Annotated in this window: 13 protein-coding genes and 1 riboswitch; all 13 genes read right to left on the reverse strand. The window is 53.9% G+C overall.

The features are described from left to right. Window positions 1–66: 66 nt before the first annotated feature. The 13 genes from ASE07_RS29490 to ASE07_RS20610 all read right to left on the reverse strand — a co-directional run bounded on the left by ASE07_RS29490 (window position 67) and on the right by ASE07_RS20610 (window position 17,004). On the reverse strand, window positions 67–456 hold the full coding sequence (locus ASE07_RS29490) for a DUF5710 domain-containing protein (protein ID WP_200960990.1): 390 nt from the start codon (window positions 454–456) through the stop codon (window positions 67–69). Window positions 457–771: 315 nt separating this feature from the next. Continuing rightward, complete coding sequence (locus ASE07_RS20550) at window positions 772–2,343, reverse strand: O-linked N-acetylglucosamine transferase, SPINDLY family protein (protein WP_057292697.1); 1,572 nt, start codon at window positions 2,341–2,343, stop codon at window positions 772–774. A 131-nt stretch (window positions 2,344–2,474) separates the two neighbouring features. Next, window positions 2,475–4,304, reverse strand: coding sequence for a DUF4214 domain-containing protein (locus ASE07_RS20555; RefSeq protein WP_057292698.1), 1,830 nt, complete (start codon window positions 4,302–4,304; stop codon window positions 2,475–2,477). Between the two features lie 615 nt (window positions 4,305–4,919). Continuing rightward, a complete protein-coding gene (locus ASE07_RS20565; RefSeq protein ID WP_156396839.1) occupies window positions 4,920–6,065 on the reverse strand; it encodes a VCBS domain-containing protein in 1,146 nt (381 codons plus the stop codon). After that, window positions 6,049–6,123, reverse strand: a riboswitch (cyclic di-GMP riboswitch). Its footprint overlaps the gene before it by 17 nt. A gap of 309 nt (window positions 6,124–6,432) precedes the next feature. Next, window positions 6,433–6,987, reverse strand: coding sequence for an ankyrin repeat domain-containing protein (locus tag ASE07_RS20570; protein WP_057292701.1), 555 nt, complete (start codon window positions 6,985–6,987; stop codon window positions 6,433–6,435). Next, the gene (locus ASE07_RS20575; protein WP_156396842.1) at window positions 6,978–7,610 is read right to left on the reverse strand and encodes a hypothetical protein; all 633 of its coding nucleotides are present in this window, start codon (window positions 7,608–7,610) and stop codon (window positions 6,978–6,980) included. The genes ASE07_RS20570 and ASE07_RS20575 overlap by 10 nt, the downstream gene beginning before the upstream one ends. 52 nt (window positions 7,611–7,662) lie before the next feature. Continuing rightward, window positions 7,663–8,097, reverse strand: coding sequence for a hypothetical protein (locus tag ASE07_RS20580; RefSeq protein WP_156396844.1), 435 nt, complete (start codon window positions 8,095–8,097; stop codon window positions 7,663–7,665). A 56-nt stretch (window positions 8,098–8,153) separates the two neighbouring features. After that, window positions 8,154–8,687, reverse strand: coding sequence for a hypothetical protein (locus ASE07_RS20585; RefSeq protein WP_156396846.1), 534 nt, complete (start codon window positions 8,685–8,687; stop codon window positions 8,154–8,156). A 243-nt stretch (window positions 8,688–8,930) separates the two neighbouring features. Further along, a complete protein-coding gene (locus ASE07_RS20595; protein WP_057292706.1) occupies window positions 8,931–9,764 on the reverse strand; it encodes a dienelactone hydrolase family protein in 834 nt (277 codons plus the stop codon). 479 nt (window positions 9,765–10,243) lie between these two features. Next, entirely contained in the window at window positions 10,244–13,717 is a 3,474-nt protein-coding gene (locus ASE07_RS20600) for a DUF4214 domain-containing protein (protein WP_057292707.1), read from the reverse strand. Window positions 13,718–14,137: 420 nt separating this feature from the next. Further along, entirely contained in the window at window positions 14,138–15,712 is a 1,575-nt protein-coding gene (locus ASE07_RS20605) for a SapC family protein (RefSeq protein ID WP_057292708.1), read from the reverse strand. 266 nt (window positions 15,713–15,978) lie between these two features. Further along, on the reverse strand, window positions 15,979–16,113 hold the full coding sequence (locus tag ASE07_RS30435; RefSeq protein WP_268793451.1) for a hypothetical protein: 135 nt from the start codon (window positions 16,111–16,113) through the stop codon (window positions 15,979–15,981). A 240-nt stretch (window positions 16,114–16,353) separates the two neighbouring features. Next, complete coding sequence (locus tag ASE07_RS20610; RefSeq protein ID WP_057292709.1) at window positions 16,354–17,004, reverse strand: calcium-binding protein; 651 nt, start codon at window positions 17,002–17,004, stop codon at window positions 16,354–16,356. Window positions 17,005–17,086: the final 82 nt, after the last annotated feature.

Raw genomic sequence — 17,086 nt, forward strand, 5'->3', positions numbered from 1 at the left:
AAAGCTGGTTTTGCACGTCTACCTTTAACGCGGTCTGTCATGGCAACACGCGATGTGCTACGTCAGCTACTTCAATTCGTCCGGAAGCCAGCGACTGAACAAATTGACATCGACGCCGTGTGGCACGTACCACTTTTTTCTGGCGGCGTCCCACCGTGCGCCCAAGCCTTTTGCCTGGTCCTTTTCCGCAAACGGCACATTCAAAATAACCGCAGCCTTGTTGGTCGCGGTTGGCGATGAAGCGGATTTGCCAGTTGCGTTGGGCGTTGTCTTTGCAGGCGCCGGACCACGCGTTTCCGCATTCGCAAGTGCGGTGACGACCCGATAGCGGTCCGCATATTCCGCTGTCGAAAGGATACGTGTGCTGCCGTCTGCCAGCGTTTCAACGTGTTTGATGCCATCCTCCGCAGAGTAGGTGCTTACATAAGGCGGGTCGAAGGGCGGTTGTGTTTGCATGAATGATCAATTACCGAAGCATGAAATAAAAAAAGCCCGAAGAGCTTACACTCTTCGGGCGCGATTTACTGCAAGCTTGCTGGGAATTTTCAGCCATTATAAATTGGCATTGTCGGAATGTCTTTCAGAATTGGCTTGGTGTTGTTACGTATCGTTCGATCCAATGGGGGTAGTGGATATTTGATGCACTCAACCCCCATCCCAGCCTTCCCCCTCCCAGGGGGAAGGAGCCGTGTTCTCTCCTTCCGGTCAGGGAGCGTCAGGGTGCGGGGCGGAATTATCAATACGCCCTGCCAATCATTTGCCTATTAATGCTCAGCCATGCAGGTCAGACATGAAACCCTGATAAAGCTTAATGAGGCATAGCTCAAGCTGTCGAGTAAAACCCTGCGTATCCATTAACGTTGAAGCGCGCATCCGCGCACGCATGCCACTTCTTAACTCGCTCAGATAAGTTACATCCTGCGCCAGTGCGGTAACGATACGCACATAGTCTTCTTCATCACAGGCAGACAGTTCCGGCAATCCAATCGCGTGCAGAAAAGCATGCGTCTGCCTGCTCACCACCCTGCCCTGCGGCCAGGTCACGACCGGCACACCCATCCAGAGCGCTTCGCAACTGGTCAGGCCGCCAGTGAAGGGAAAGGGGTCGAGCGCGATATCGATGTCTGCGTATTCTTTCAGCAGATCGGCATGGAACGACGCGCCCCTCAGTTCAACGCGCTGCGGATCAATGCCCAACGCGGCAAACGTCTGATATACCGATTGCCTGAACTCGGTATCCTGGAAAGTCCGCCACTTCAGTATCAGGCGAGAATCAGGAACAGCGTGCAACACTTGCGCCCAAAGGGCAAACACATTGTGATTCAGCTTCGCGGTATTGTTGAACGAGCCAAACGTGATGTAGCCCTTGCTGATACTCGGTGGCGGTGCGACTTCTGCTGGTGCAAACGGCACCGGCGTATAACAGAAGCGCCCGTGCGGGAGGCGGATAATCGGCTCAACGAACTGCGCTTCCATACCGGGCGGAGCATGCCACTCATCCAGAATGACTGCATCGATCGCAGACAGGCCCGTGGTGGCAAAGTAGCCAAGCCAGCTCACCTGCACAGGCGCAGGACGATGCGCAAACACGGTGAGGCGGGAACCGCCGGTATGGCCGGACAAGTCTATGAGCACATCGATCTCGTCCGCGCGAATCTGTTCAGCCAGGGCAAGATCATCGAGCGCACGCACATCACGGAAGGTGCACGACCGCCGCACCACTGCAGTGACCCAATCGTCAACCTGGCCCGCGCTGTATGCGTATGCTGCGACGCGACTGGTGTCATGGGCCGACAGGATATCTTTTACAAACAAGCCAACGGTATGCTGGCACAAGTCAGCGGACACATAGCCAATGCGCAAGGGCCTGCCGTCCAGGCGGCGAAGATCAGGCCTCGGCTTTATTCCACCGGCCTGCGCAACAGCCCAATCGCCCCAGGCTTGCGCTTCCGACAAACGCATTGCATCCGTAATATCCGGATCGTATTCAACACTGAGCAATGCATTGCGGCGGATAACGGGATGATTGCTCAGGTGCTGTAGCGCAGAAGCATACAAGCGCCGACATTCCGCATGATCGCCTTGCTGCTGCGCGACGTTGGCAAGATTGACAAGCGGTCGAAGATCACGCGGCGCCAGTGACTGGACATGCAAAAAGCATTTGCGTGCGCTGGAGAGAAAACCGAAAGCGAGCAATACGGAGCCGGTATGCAAGACGGCATCGATATCATTGCCATACTGGTCAAGTATCGCCTGACACGCCGCGAGAAATGCATCGAACCGTGCTTCCTGCGCGGCTCGCTGTGCTGCCTGAAGCTCCGCTTGCCATGATGTCGATGTCATTGTCGCCTTCGTTAATGCCCGTTGCTGAAGGCGAAAAGCTTACCTCATTCAGCGCACAGAAGTAAAAAGGCCGGAGAGCATGTACGCTCCGGCCTCACAAACCTTCGGAAAACTTTTTTGGCTACCCAGGGCTATTGCAAATTAAATGCTCCGGATCCGCCGACAGAATCTCTCACTACACTACCGGCCATCACACCGTTTGAAACGCTACCGTTCCCGGTATAGCCAACACCATTCAGTGTCATAGTCCATTTCACGGTGTTGCCAGATAGGGTTCCACTGACAGAACCGGTTCGGGAGCCGGTGTTTGTCACCTGGCACGACGGGGTTGAATAGGTCTGAACGCCGTTAGCCGTAACAGAACCTGAGAACGTGCTTCCACTCTGGTTCAGGGAAAACGTTAAAGGTCCGCCGTTGTTCAAAGTCAGATTCGAACATTGTGTAGCCGCGCCTGTCCAGTTCCATGTGCCGGTCCAGGTCTTTGCAAGATTTATTGGTGCGGTAGTACCCGGGCTTATGCATATTCCGTTTTGCAGCACATTCGGGGCACTGCACTTAACGGTCGGTGGTGTCATGCCTGAATCACAACGCCAGGGAACCGTGACCAACACATAGGGGTCGGGTGGAAGGCATACTAGTTTTGCGGCGCCGATATTCTGCGCGTTGGCATTCGCCACATAGTTGTTGGCTGCCTGCTGGATGTACTCGTTACTCATGAACGGCTGCACGGCGGCCAACATGGCAGCGGCATCAGCGATTGCCTGGTTGTAATTGGCAATGACCTTTTCAGCCTTGTACTGAGCAAGCGTGCCAAGATAGACGCCATAGCCGGTCGACTTCGACGTAGCGAAATCGTTCGATTTCTGCGCGATGTTTGCTGGCCTGGTTATCCTGATATCAAAGCCCAGCTTGGTGTTGACATTATCGAATGAAACCGTGATGTTGATCGCCGTGAGGCCGCCACTTGCTACGCTTGCGTTCACGACCGCAGCTTCCGTATAGGGCGTGATATTGGCTTTGACCGCACCTGTTGCGTTGGCGATTGCGGTACGCATCGGTGAAGAAACAGAGGCGATGGCCGATGTTGCCGGGTCCTTATACGTCCCTCCCGATACTTCGATCAGGACCGGCCCGGTATATGCGCCGAGGTTCAGTGTGTACTGACCGTTAAAGTCGACTTTCGCACTGGTGATAAACGTACCCTTTACACCATTGGCGACGCGGTAGGCGGATACCGTACCGTCTGACACAACATTGCCCATGGAGACCGCGCCAGAAACAATGGTTGCGCTTGCTGCCCGCTTGTCCGCCATAAGGTCGTCAATTGCGGTCTCCGCCGCAGTCGTATCCGTGGCAGTCACCGCACCTGAAATTGCCTTGCCGATGGTGATCGCATCGGACGTCGAGTTGTAAGTTACGCCTTGGCTGACGGTATGCTCATACGCAACTGCAATTCGATTGGTAAGCAGGTCATAAACCCAGCCATAGGTCGCATCGCCCTTAAACGTATGCGCAGACGCCAGCATCGACTTCACCAGCGTGCCGCGGGTGGCAGCGCCGGTATTGAGGCTATTGACCCAGAATGCCAGGCCTTCCGCATCTGGCGTGGACCGGGCAAGGACGTTCTTATAAACAGTTCGTACAAAATCATCGTTGCTTGCATTGGGCAGATAGCCAGTCAGCGACGCATTGGCGACCGCAGCGCTATAGAAAATCTTGCCCATGTCCTCAAGGCTCATCCCCGCTTTCATCTGGTCGATCCAGTAGCTCAAACCTTCGGCATCCGGTACCCGGTTCATGTAAGCGATATACAACTCAATGAGTGAAGCCAGATCTGTGGACGATACCGTCGCGGACTTGTTAATAAGGTCCAGGTCGATGGAAATATCCGCGAATTTAAGGACTTTAATTTCACCGGCAGCAAACGTGCGGGTGCCATCAGAACCGATATTGTCGGTCACTGTATAGCCTGTGGCAGTTCTTGAGACCGTGTAGTTTCCCCGGACCCCGGAGAATGTCGCAATTGTGTCCGTAACCGTTACCAGCCGGAGCGGTTTTGCTAACGACACCTCACTAGTCGGAGCGAACTGAGAAGTAGACTCGGAAGCGGTATTGATATCAGCCCCGCCACCGCAGCCGAGCAATATGGCCGATGCGATGACACTGATGACGCAAGTTTTTTTCATTTGGTGGTCCGTCCCCACTGGTGCGAAGGAAGTCCATGTACCGGTACTGATCAGTAAGCACCGTTATTTCAGGTCGACCTCAGTCGCGAATGGCTATGTCCTGAACATGGCCTTGTTGTCATTTCCTATCGGACATAACTATAAATTAATGTCAGGAAATAAACAAACGGTAAAACGTGAGCCGACATAAGGCGGCGTGCGGCACCAGTGTTCGGCAACGGGCTGGTATTCAATATCATTTGAATCGAGCCGATGACCTTGATCTGATCCTCCGTACTCTTTCACCAAGCTATGACAAGCTTGCAATGGCATTTCCCGGTTGGCTTCGGCCGATAAAAAAGGCCGCATCGCGGCCTTTTTATTCCAATATGCAGCGCGCAGGCTGGCGTATCAGGCGATGATTTGTGCTTCTGTCAGTTCCGTATAGCCAACCAACAGCACTTCCACTTTAGAGACTTTTCCGCCATTGTTCGTGAACTCAAACCTGGCCGTACTGGCGTCGTCAGTTCCATCGCCGTTTGTGTCTACCAACGACATACCTGTGTAGACGTAGTTATTTGCATAGGTCAGTACATCGTTGCTGTCGAAGCCAACGAACACTACCTTACCATTGACATCAGTCTGCCCATGGTTGACCTTGAATTCCGTCACCGGATTCACCGGTACATCTGTCGTTACCGGCACGACCGCCTCGTCCGCCCCAATCAGGTTGAATGCAATATTGACCGGTGCTGATGTCGCGCCATGCTCGTCGCTCACTTCAACCGCAAAAGTTACCGGGATGTTTTGGCCTGCAACCAGGGCATCCAGCTTGGCCGATGTCGCCACAAATTCATACGCGCCAGTGGTGGCGTTCAGGGTGATTGTGCCGTAGTCGCTTGTGCTGACCAGGGTGCCGTCTTCATTGGTGGTAAATACGACGTCAGCAGCAAAGCCATAAGTCAGAATTGCACCGTGATCGACGTCGTGGCCGCTCAGTGTGCCTTGGATAGTGACGTCCGTAGCTGCCTGTGGGGTATCAAAAATATCAACTGCCTCAATCGATGCCAAGGTAGGCGCATCGTTGACGCCGGCAATTTCAATCGTCGCCTTGGCAGTACTCAATGCGCCATTACCCATACGCACGGTGTAGAGAAAGGTATCAACATACAGTTCACCTTGTGCGTAGCTTTGCAGCGCTTCCCCCAAGCCGCTAGCATCGTAGCTGATGGTGCCGTCTGTATTCATCGTAATCGTTGCACCGCTTTGCAACTGGACAGTATTAATGACCGGGAATTGGGTAGTGGGCGACAAGGCTGCCGGATCTTGCAGCAGCGAATAGAGCTTGGCTGCACCAGGATCGTTAGCCAGAACATTCAGATTGGCTGACAGATGCTCTTCGGTCAAACCAGTGGTTGCGGCGGTCAGCAAATCGTCTTTTGCTGCGCCGGTGAGTGTAGCGACTTTTACAGTTGTTTTTGCAGCCATGTTTTTTCTCCCTGAGTTAAAAAGCAAAAGGCCGGGTTGCCGGTCTTTTGACCTTAGCAACCCGGCCATCTCAAGGAGATCCGTGGCTTTCCGACCCTATATCGCTATAGGTGTAGCTGGACAGGATATTAACCTTATTTACAAGCGGCAAATAGGTTTACCGCAAGTATTTTTACACAATGTTATCGTGTACTGCTAAGGCAGGAAGGATTTCCGTAAATGGCGGACACTGGCATGCCTCCGGTAATAAAGTGAGTGCCCACAATCGTTGCCACTTTATTCGGTGCACTACTCCAAAGGCCTGGTCTTTTAGCCCAGTTCATGGCGCTGAACATTTCACCGAGGCCGGCACTGTCTGCGGTGAGCCGGCTGACGGTGGCGGCTTTGCGGCCCCGACAATCTCGCAACATCTGTACGACGACCCCAGCACAAATGATTAAGACGGTGATTTTCCCTGAGCTTCTTCAAGGAGCCGGATCGTCTCGGCGATATGCGGGTTGGTGGGGTATTTTTGCCGTGCCAGCCGGGCCAGGTCCAGTGGCGTCCGGCCGTCGCTGTCACGGAGGTCAATCCGCGCGCCATGCCTGAGCAGGATCGCGACTTTCTCTGCAGGGTCTCCCATGGAAGTCCCATGCAATGCAGTCCATCCCTTTGTCTCCTGGTCGCGCGCATTGATATCGACGCCTCTGTCGATGAATAACTCGAACATCTCTTCCACGTGCCTGGGGTTCTCCATCGACAGAGGGAAGCGGAGCCCGGCCTCCTGGTTGAGCTGACGTACCTGGTCGTCCGTCAACGACGCATGACGAAGCACTTTCTCGCACGTCCAGGCACGCCAGGATACTTCGGTCTCCATGCAGGCAAGCAACGAGACCGGGTTTTCATTCATCGTTGAACGAACAATCGCTGCGTAAAGCGCGAGTATGGTCACAGCCAGAGCGACTCCAATCCAGATTGACAACGATCGGAGCTTGCGAGAGTTCATGCCCATACGAGCGCCACGCCGGTACTGGTTGCGTAGAATGGCGCATTACCCCGCCTGAGGGCAACGCCTTGCAGCGTAGCGTCAATACGAAACTTTAACTTTGATGCGATGGCGACTCGCACGGAATCATAAATTTTGACAGCTTCAAGGTTTCGCTGAGTCGCATGCTTCCACCAGTGCTTGATGAATTTGCGACCGAGCTTTTGTGCAAGGGACTTGATGCCCGAACCTGGACGTACGATGGTTCGCCCGAGTGCGTCGATAAAGCCCATCGCATAGGATCCATCGATAGCGGCGATCAATGCGGATTGCGCCAGTCGGCGTCCCTCATTATCAACGGTCATGCCATTGATGTCCGCCGATTTATGGGGCCAGAAAAATATAAGGATCTGTTTTGTCTCGGCCTCATCAAAAACCAGATCACCATCCGCCATATCCGGAACGCTGATTAACATACTGCCCATACTGGAATACCCCGCCAAAAATATAGACGGGACAATAGCAAAAAGATAATGCCGTTGCAAGAATACTAATTTATTTTTGCATTCCACTCTGGGCATGAAAATCCCGGCACTTGTTCTATCCCTGCCGCTGTGTTCTTCGGCATAGACGCACAACGTCATCGGCATGGCAAATGTTGATGTATTGTTTGTGCCTGGTGGCGCGGTTCGTCAAAGGTTGTCAGTCAGGCTTATGCAGAGCATCCTGAATACCACGACGCAAGATCTCAATCGCCTCTTCCCTCCCTGTCTTTTCGACCAAAGCCGACAGGTCGGTAAATCCTGTCGCCCCCAGTGCCTTGGCCGCAGCCCGAAGACCGTGGACGATGGCCGGCGAGTAGTTATAGCGGCCGGCCGTATCAAGCATCACAAAGAAGGGGACTTGTCTGGACACTGGGTTTGATCGCACGAACTGCAGCAACTCAAAGACTGCTCCCTGGGCAAAGTGAACGCCGCAGACCACCATCCCTACCTGCTCATCAATCGCAGCCTTAGCATCCTCCAGCGTATGGCAGAGAACTACATCGAACGCATCGCCGAGGATCGCCTGCGTAAACAGTTTATCCACCTCCCGTACGGCAATAACGAGCTTTTTGCGATTAATCTGGCCAGGCACGATAGTCAACGCTCCTTACAGGTTGTCGGCCAGCTGAGAAGAAAACAGGACGGGCATCAGGATTCCCACAGGTCGAGTTGCTTTGCCCTGTCAGGATCACGCCCTTTTGACACGGTACACGCGGCCCGCTTTGATGACGTTGAAGCCATCGGCGGCTGATATTGCTCAACGGCATTGTATAGAGCAACCATGCGATTGACCGCTTCACTGAGTTGGGCTTCGGATAACTGCGCCACCGTTATTCGTATCTCGGTCAAGATGCTTTCAACGGCATGGGGATGCAAATGTAAATGCAGCCACTCATGGTCTGCCCTAACCTCGGAGGGCAGGTCCTTCGATCTGAGTTTGTCCACCTCCTTATACGCTTCAGCCAGGCGGCGTCGAATGTCGCCCTCTTTGCGTAATGCCCGTATCGCGCTTTGAAGCGCATGCCATGCATCTGCCATTGCCCACCTCGTGATAGTGACAACCGATTTGCTGTTCTTTTTCCAAGACAAATAAATATAGGCCGATAATGCATCGGTTGCAATTCCCATAAAGGCGGGATAGCCAACCGATCGGAGAAGGCGCCAAATCAGGATGTTGCTCAAGCGCGCTTTAGTGCATAACTGCTGACGAATCCGATGAATGACATGCTGATTACTGCGCGGTCATTGATCCGGCGTCATGCTGGAGATGAGCATTATTATCAAAAACCTCCTTCAGTACATCGAAGCCAAGGAAGGGAGCAATATCGTGACAGAGGCAGTGAGAATCAGTCGATAACGGATATCGCCCCTTTACGTAAAGCTCGTACTGCTTTCTGAAGCGCATGCCATGCATTGCGGCTTGCCTTAATTCTGCTTGAGAAATTCGATAGTTCGCCTCATCGCGTCAGCGGTTACTGCTGTGTTTTGCTGATAGCCACGCCTCGAATCGGACTTGTCCCAGCCATGCGTTGCATTGTCATACACGTGCCACGCTACGGGCTTTCCCTCCGCCTTCAGGTTCTCGAGCAAAGGGAAGCAATCGGCAATCGGCGTCTCGCTGTCATTCTTTGCCATTAGCAGCAGGACTGGACGGTCTACATCACTTCGGACTAGTTCCCATTTGGGATACGGGCCGACGTCAAACGTGCAGGCACCGTACCAGCCGACTGAGGCACGAAACCGGTCGCTCGTGCCAATCCACCGTGCTACTTCGGGGCTTGAGACTGCTGCAGCGGCGAAGCTGCCCAGCGACAGTCCGACGAGATAGATGCGCGTCGGATCGACCACTTTGAGCTGGGCCAGGTGCTTGAGCGCGTCGAAGGAATCTTTGTACACCCTCGGCGCACCAACGCCAGCAGGTGTACAAAAGACCGTGTGACCGCGCGGCCCGTAGGAATCCTGTACCAGCACGACGAAACCGGCCTCGATCAGTTCCTTCGCGCGTTCACTAATATGCGGCTGGATACCGCCGCAGGTATGAACCAGAACAATGGCGGGGTACGGGCCTTCCCCTTCCGGCTTGAAGATGGCGTTGGACATGCTGCTGAAGAAGCTGAGAGCCTTCGCCTCTGACGGAAACTTCAGGTCAGAATATTGCGGAATACGGGTGGCAAACTGACTGGATGACTGGGCCAAGACGGCACTTGTGGCGAAAAACAAAGTAAGGATTAAGGCTCTTACGACTTGAATCGGATGCATAGGGTGTCTCCGCACAGTTATCCATATTGAAGAAGAGAAATATTACATCGGCGAGAGGATTAGTACTTCCCATGAATATGGGTGGTAGGAGAACCGAGAACCGGGGTCAGGGCTTGCAACCACTTACCCTCGCTGGCATACCGTTCAGACTTTGCTGGCGAACTACCCGACGCGACGACGTTGCGATTGATCGCACAGGTATAGATTCCGTTCAGATGCCTCATGCCTTAGGCGAGCGAAGCTTGACCCGGTTCTTCCCATTCGCGTTTCCGTTCTATGGCGCCAACGGAGCGTATGCGTTTGGCGAGCACTAACACTTAATGTGAGGAAAGGGGCGTGAATGCAAGACTTTCCCCCATTCTTTGGTCGGCGACCTTACCCTCCCCCAAAAGTAAAAAAGGCCAAGGTTTGTGGCCTTGACTCTTCAAACGGATTGCGTTGTTCCGCTATCCGTCTGCCACTTCATGACTGCTCAATTATTAAGCAAATACGAAGTTGGTACTGACCAGCGTATCGAGGTCGATGCCAGCGTTCGAGATGCCGACTGCAACGATGTCGGCAGCAGAAACGGTACCGCCAACACCGTCCAGCGAATCGTTCACGTACCATACCTGGAACTTGTCAGTTGCGCCGCTGATATCACCCGTGATCACAACCGCCTTACCGCCGGACGCCAGGCTAAACGTATTGCCTGTACCTTCAATCAAGCCAGCAACATTTGATGCAGTTGCAGCACCGTCATAGGCAGCGTCGCTGTACAGTGCAAGCTTGTTAGTGATTGCTACGTCTGTTGTAATTGCGGAGCTGTAAGCAACGATTGCTGAACCTGTGCCGCCGTTTTGTTCGACAGAACCACCTGCGAGGAATGCAGAGAGGTTGAACTTGTCAGCATCCGCGCCAGTGCCAGCGATAAAGGTAATAACGTCCGTACCGTTGTCGGCACCTGTAGCTTCAAACACATAAGTGTCGTTACCGCCACCTCCAACCAGTGAGTCAGCACCCTTGCCGCCACGAATTGTGTCGTTACCTGCGCCACCTTTCAGACTGTCATTGCCGCCAGTACCAGTGAGACTGAACTCGAAGTTCGTCGCAGTAACTGTACCCGAGCCAATATTGACATTGATGGCCTCCGGTGCAGCGCTGCCCGAAGAGTCCTGCGTGAAAATGTAGACATTTTGATTGGAAGGTTCTCCTGTCCAGTAATCGTAAATGACGTTGCCTGCCTTCAATGAGGCGAGCATCGCCCCATTGCCTACCCCGTTAGTAGCAGTAAACACAGAGCCGTCGATGTTCGAGCCAGATAGTGAGACGCGAATTTTGTCTTCGGCGGAACTGAAATCGGTTATCTTGTCGACTCCGGTCGCTCTGACGTCATTGCCATCGTAAGCAAAAACATCCGCCCCTGTACCACCTGTCAGCGTGTCAGTTCCCAAACCTCCAGTAATGACGTCATTGCCCGTGTCGCCGTTGATAGTGTCGCCGTTGACTCCACCTGTCAGTACATCGTTGCCGGCGGTGCCAGTAATGTTGAACTGTAAGTTGCTCGCATTGATAGTCGCTGCACTGGATATTACATATGCGTTGGTAGCGCTGTTATTCAGTGCTGTGCCATCGGCCTTAAAATAGAGCGCATGATCGATGCTGGAGTAAAAGCCAGCGTTGCTGCCGCCGTCGACAAAGTTGCCGCCTGTTCCATAATTTGAAGCATTAACTTCCGTCCCGCTCAAATACAGCAAAATCTTGTCCGAGCCAGATGAATTGAAATCTGTGATGGTATCAAGAGGACTTCCTGGACCAAGATTGTTGGACTCAGAAACAGCAGTGAAGACGAACAGATCGTCACCTGCTCCCCCAGTCAAGCTGTCTGATCCGGCGCCACCCGTAATGGTGTCGTTTCCCGCGCCACCGATAATGGTGTCGTTTTCCGAGCCGCCGTTAATGGTGTCATTTCCTGTACCGCCTTTGATATTGGTCGCGAAAGTTGCTTGTCCTTTCACGTTCAAATTGCCCGTCAACGCGGATGCATCAAACGACGATGTCACTAGTGCATTGGTGATCGTCAGGTTGCCCGCACCAGTGACGACTTGTGCTGCGGTGACGCTGTTGGTCGTGATCGTATTGGTGCCTGTGCCGCCAGTGCTCACGATATTGAGGGTTTCAAGCCCGGTCACATTGGTCAGCGTGGTTAAGGTCGGATTGACAGCACCTGCACCCATGGTCAAGGTCAGGTTATCGCTTCCGCCACTTGCATCGGCATGAACCATAGTCAAGGTTGAGGCATTGCCTACCACGGTCACGCCGGTTGCATTTGCCAGGGTGTTCAGGGTTAGGGAGTTACCGCCGCTCACCGCATAGTTGAAGCCGGACAAGGATGAAATACCTGCATCCTGTGTGATACTGCCTGCGCTGACGTCAAAGCGAATAACTTCAAACCCGCTCACGTTCGTCATTACAGAATCGGAGACATTCGTAGAGATTCCCAGCGTATCCGTGCCGGCACCACCCGCAACAGTATCGTTCGCCGATAGGTTGGCACCAAAATAAACCGTATCGTTACCGCCGCCCAAAGTGACGTTATGATTGGCAAAGCCCAAGGAATTATTAGCACCATCTGCGCCAATCGTCACACCGCCAGTCGCGGTCGAAGCGTTTATTGTCAATGCACTCGTACGAATGTTATCCGCAGCCAGCCGCATGACCACGCCGGCCGAACCAGTGATGTTGACCGTACCAAGGCTGGTCTGTGTACTGTCAGTCGTCAGGGTTATATAGTTGGTCGACCCACCACCGGATGTGATGTTCAGCACTTCGTATTCATTGGTCGCTGCGACCGTTGCCGCAAGGGTGACAGCGGCAGAAGTCGTTGAGGAACCAGCACCCGACAATGTCAAGGCAACCGTATCTGATCCGCCAGATGTACCCGCGGTCCGTACCGTCGTACTGCCCGTTGTGTTTTGCACAGTGACGTTGACGGGCGCTGCCAGGCCGCTAAACACTAGGGCGGAGCTAGCAATACTGGCATTATTGATCACGTCGGTCAGCCCGGTAACGCTTGTCAGCGTTACCGTTCGCGTTGCAGCGACAGCGTTTGTCACTGATAACTTCTCAATGTTGGTAACCTTGGCACCGTCGATGCTGAAGCTCGCGTTGGTGGAAATGTTCAGGATGTCACCCGTGCCCCCGGCACCATTAAGGAAGTCGCCAGTGCCCAGTGTTGCGCCAGTACCGGCGACGCCGTTAAAGGTATCGTTGCTCACGTTGCCTGTGAAGCTGTCATTGCCAACGGTGAGCGTGAAGGTTTTCGGCGCTGCTGCTTCAGCTGCAGCTGCTGCTGCCGCTGCCGCTGCCGCTGCTGCTGCGGCGGCGGCTGCGGCTGCTGCTGCGGCGGCGGCTGCGGCTGCTGCTGCTGCCTCCGCGGCCACTTTCAAATCAGCAGCCGTCGGATAGGCCACTTTCGCGGCTTTCACCGACGCATCCTCGTCTGTTACGCCGGCAAGGATATTCGCGGCGGCGACCGTATCGTTGCCAGCCACTTCAAATCCATAGTAATAGCCGACCGCCACCTTGTTTTTAAACAGGGCCTGGGATTTGATCGCGTGCGCATCCGAGCCGGCATAGGCGTTCACTGCATTGATCATGTCAATGAGGACGCTTCCTGGCGTGCTGCCCGGCTTGTCCAGTTCGACGGTCCAGTATTTAAGACCCTCGTCGTCGGCGACACGCCCCAAGACATTTTGATAGAACCTCGCAATGATCGCGTCATTGCTGACGCCAGCCGGATAGTAATTACGTGCTGGTGCCACTTCATACATGTGTTGCGCGATATCCCTCAACGAGGCGCCGTTATGTAGTTGAACCACCCAGTAAGCCATGCCTGCACTCTCGGGTGCACGGCCAAATAGCGAAACATACAGTTCGGTCACTGCGGTGCGCATCTCGTTGGTAATAGCCATTGTTGTTCCAGAAATAATTTACAGATGGTAAAGGCACGCCTTCACGCGCTTAATAGTGAGGTACAAAAAACGTGGCTCCGGCCTTGTCCCTGTTCTGCCGGTTATTCACTAAGCGGGAGAGTCGGGATCGTTACGGGATAAGAATCACGCCGGCAATGAAGCACAACTGAGGTAGAAAAATAAGGAAACCAGTCGTCAACGCATTGCCATAATTACTGTAACCAAATATTACCTGATTCTCGTAGGAAATTGACATGGCGGCCCGGCGTTGTGCCTCAGTCAATCGAGTTACCCCCTAAATGCCACACTTCAAAACCTGGCGCATGGTGGTCAACGGTTTTCAAGATCAATGCTTACTCAACGGGAGCGCTACACTATTCGCTCGTGTGGGACTGTCAGGAAGTCCGTCGTGCCCTAAATTCAGGGCCTTCTGCGCGCCTGAGCCAGCTGAGCAAGCGCTGGCAGATGTTGCATCGACAGCAATTGACAATACGCGACTGGCAATGCACCGGCCTTCCGGACTTCTTCCAGGGCGTCGATTGGCAGCGCATTGAGGGCGACTTCGTCGATACGGAACAAGCCTTCAATGCTGCGCTCGCCATCGTCGCTCTGCACCTTGATCAGCCATGGCTCGATAAGCCGGTGCTTTTGGAGCACCGCGCAAATGCGTGCAGTGCTTTCGCGGTCGGCATGAACGCGGGTGAGCATGTCGAATACGCCCTTGACGGCTTGGCCAGGTGTACCGTCGTCATTGAAAAAGAGTTCGCCCTGCGTTCCATCCACCACGAGGCCGCTTGTCTGGTCGATGCATAACACCTGCTGTCCTGTCTCGGTGTTAGCCAGCGTAAAAGGATAGCCGCGATAGATGGCAGGGATGTAGTTACTGGCCCAACTGCCATCTCGGGTAACGAAGAGATTCTCGCCAGAAGCCAGGCCCTGCACCGCGACTGGTGTAAAACCCTCCTCTGATGCGACGAAACCAAGCGGCATTGCCATCATTGCCTTGGGCAATTCCTCTGCCCCCAATGGGATCACTGCATCACCGGCTGCGAAGTGGTAACTGGCAGAACGTCGCCAGCGCTTGCTGGCGTGTTGCGTTTTTGAGATCGGGATATATTGCGGCGCCACTTCTGCTTCGGCGGTACCGGAGACCGCAGAAGATTTCATCTTGAACGCCCCGCGTTTTATGCTCGCCGCGATCAGCTGGTGATTGACCTCCCACGTCGTTGCCATCACCCGGTTGGTCTGCGACTGAGAGCCGTACACACGCTTGGCGCGGTATTCACGGCAAAGGCGGAGTGCATGCGTTCGTCCTTCTTCGGGCGAGGCAGCCAGCTTCAGCTTTGTACTCGTTAACGCCTGCGCAACATAGTCGAACAATGCCGTCGGCATGGCTGGACCACACAACACCTCTTCGCTCGGCTTGAACTTCCCGGCCTGGGTCAAGCCAACCATGTACGGTGTCGCATTGCGCACGCATACGACGCCCACGGGACTGATGTGCACCAGGGGACAATAAGGCGCAAGTTCGGGCAGCACGTGGTTGGGAAAAATTGTGTCGCCCCAGTAGCGTGCTGCAATCCGCGAGAAATGCTGAAAGTCGGCGATGGCCGCAAACCTTGCCTTTTCAAAAGGCAGAATCTCAACCTTCGGCTTGGTCGGTGTCACGGTATCGTTGGATACATCCACGTACAAGGTGCCGAGCTGAAACGCATTCTGGAAAAATTCACCACGAAGATCGCCCCACACCTGGCGAAAAGACCCACCAGCCAATTGAAAAGCAGAAAACGCCGCATACCCCTGTGCCGCCAGATCGCCCAGGCTTGATATGTCTGGTCGCCGCAAACGCTTCTCCACCGTCAGCGTGATTTCCAGGCACTGCCCGAGCGGATAGGGCTTGCCCAGCTTCACCGGCTGGGCTCTCTGCAATTCCGGGTCCACCTGTGCACGTATCGTCAGAAAAAACGCTTCCAGCTTGTCCAGTGCGGGCAGCAAGTACTGCGCCGTTAAGTTTGATTGGAATGACGAGTTGATTATTCGGGGCTCGTTTGGCAGCACGCGGTGTGATCCGCCTGAGCGGCCGACTATGCGGTCTGTGGCAGCTTCTCTGGCAACGTCAAGATCAGGGTGATTCATTGGAACACTTCGGTTTGGACAGCTTCAGGAATACCAGTCTAACTGAGCTTAGCCCACGTTCGCAGTGTTTCGTGTGTTTGGCAGTCACGGTTATCAGGTGCGTTAGGCAACCTGGAGATGGAAATTCAAACGACCAGCGTGTTTTTACCGGAGGCGTTCAGGAACGACGCAAGTACATCGCCATCGCCGAAGCCAGCGAACACTAGATTCTGACCAAGGCTTCGTTTGCCTTGTCCGACATCGAGCTGACCGATGACCATGCCGAGCGAGCTGGCCGCTTGATCGCCGATGACCTCACCCTGCCCTCAAAGTAAAAAAAGCCGGAGGGCTTGCGCTCTCCGGCTGTAAATACCTTTTTGGGAAGGTTTCAGGTGCAGGTGGCGCCTGCACCCTCTGCATTACTGCAATTTTTGTATGACTGTTTACATATAAAAGGCCAAGGTTTGTGGCCTTGGCCTTCAAACGGATAGCGGTACTCCTGCTATCCGTTGCTTACTTAATTAAGCAAATGTGAAGTCTTGTGCGTTCAGAGCACCGCTTACACCAGTGATGTTGATGATTGTATCTGCTGCAGTGATTGCTGCTGTTTCATCGCTGATGATCAGGTAACGACCGACCATTGCGCCTTCAGTTACAGTCACGTCATAGATACGAGCAGCAGCCGATGTCGATGCAACGCCAGCGCTTACTACTTCAGCACCTGCAGCCAAAGAAGTGAAGTCTGCAGCGGTTGCCACAGTAACTGCTGTGACTGTTGCTGTAGTTGCATTAGTGAAGGTGATAGCTGTACCGAATGCAGCAGCACCACCGCCCAAGTTGATTGTGTCGCCAGCAGCAGCACCGTTACCAACAAAGTCAACGATCTTGTCGATGTTGGAGTTGTTTGTGTTGGTTGCAGCAAACAATGCACCTTGTGTGTCAGCCTTAGTTGCAAACACGAAGATATCGTTACCAGCACCGCCAGTCAGTGTATCGTTGCCTGCACCGCCAGTAACAGTGTCGTTACCTTCGCCACCGTTCAGTGTGTCGGAGTTAGCACCACCATCGATCTGGTCGTTACCAACGCCACCGTTGATTGTGTCCTTACCTGCATTACCGGTCAGCACGTCGTTACCAGCACCACCAGTGATGGAAACGTTGAGGCTGTGCAAAAAGGTGTAAACGAATCGGCATCTATGCTGTCTGAGTAAGTGACATCTACGATGAAGGGGCTACGATGGCACGCTTCAAACC

It is taken from the genome of Noviherbaspirillum sp. Root189 (assembly GCF_001428545.1).
Taxonomy (GTDB): Bacteria; Pseudomonadota; Gammaproteobacteria; order Burkholderiales; family Burkholderiaceae_D; genus Noviherbaspirillum.

Bases quoted from the DNA above. Each gene is read 5' to 3' on its own strand.
- ASE07_RS29490 (WP_200960990.1), bottom strand. From the start codon at position 456: ATGCAAACACAACCGCCCTTCGACCCGCCTTATGTAAGCACCTACTCT.
- ASE07_RS20550 (WP_057292697.1), bottom strand. From the start codon at position 2,343: ATGACATCGACATCATGGCAAGCGGAGCTTCAGGCAGCACAGCGAGCC.
- ASE07_RS20565 (WP_156396839.1), bottom strand. From the start codon at position 6,065: ATGGCCGGGTTGCTAAGGTCAAAAGACCGGCAACCCGGCCTTTTGCTT.
- ASE07_RS20570 (WP_057292701.1), bottom strand. From the start codon at position 6,987: ATGGGCATGAACTCTCGCAAGCTCCGATCGTTGTCAATCTGGATTGGA.
- ASE07_RS20575 (WP_156396842.1), bottom strand. From the start codon at position 7,610: ATGCCGATGACGTTGTGCGTCTATGCCGAAGAACACAGCGGCAGGGAT.
- ASE07_RS20595 (WP_057292706.1), bottom strand. From the start codon at position 9,764: ATGCATCCGATTCAAGTCGTAAGAGCCTTAATCCTTACTTTGTTTTTC.
- ASE07_RS20600 (WP_057292707.1), bottom strand. From the start codon at position 13,717: ATGGCTATTACCAACGAGATGCGCACCGCAGTGACCGAACTGTATGTT.
- ASE07_RS30435 (WP_268793451.1), bottom strand. From the start codon at position 16,113: ATGGTCATCGGTCAGCTCGATGTCGGACAAGGCAAACGAAGCCTTGGT.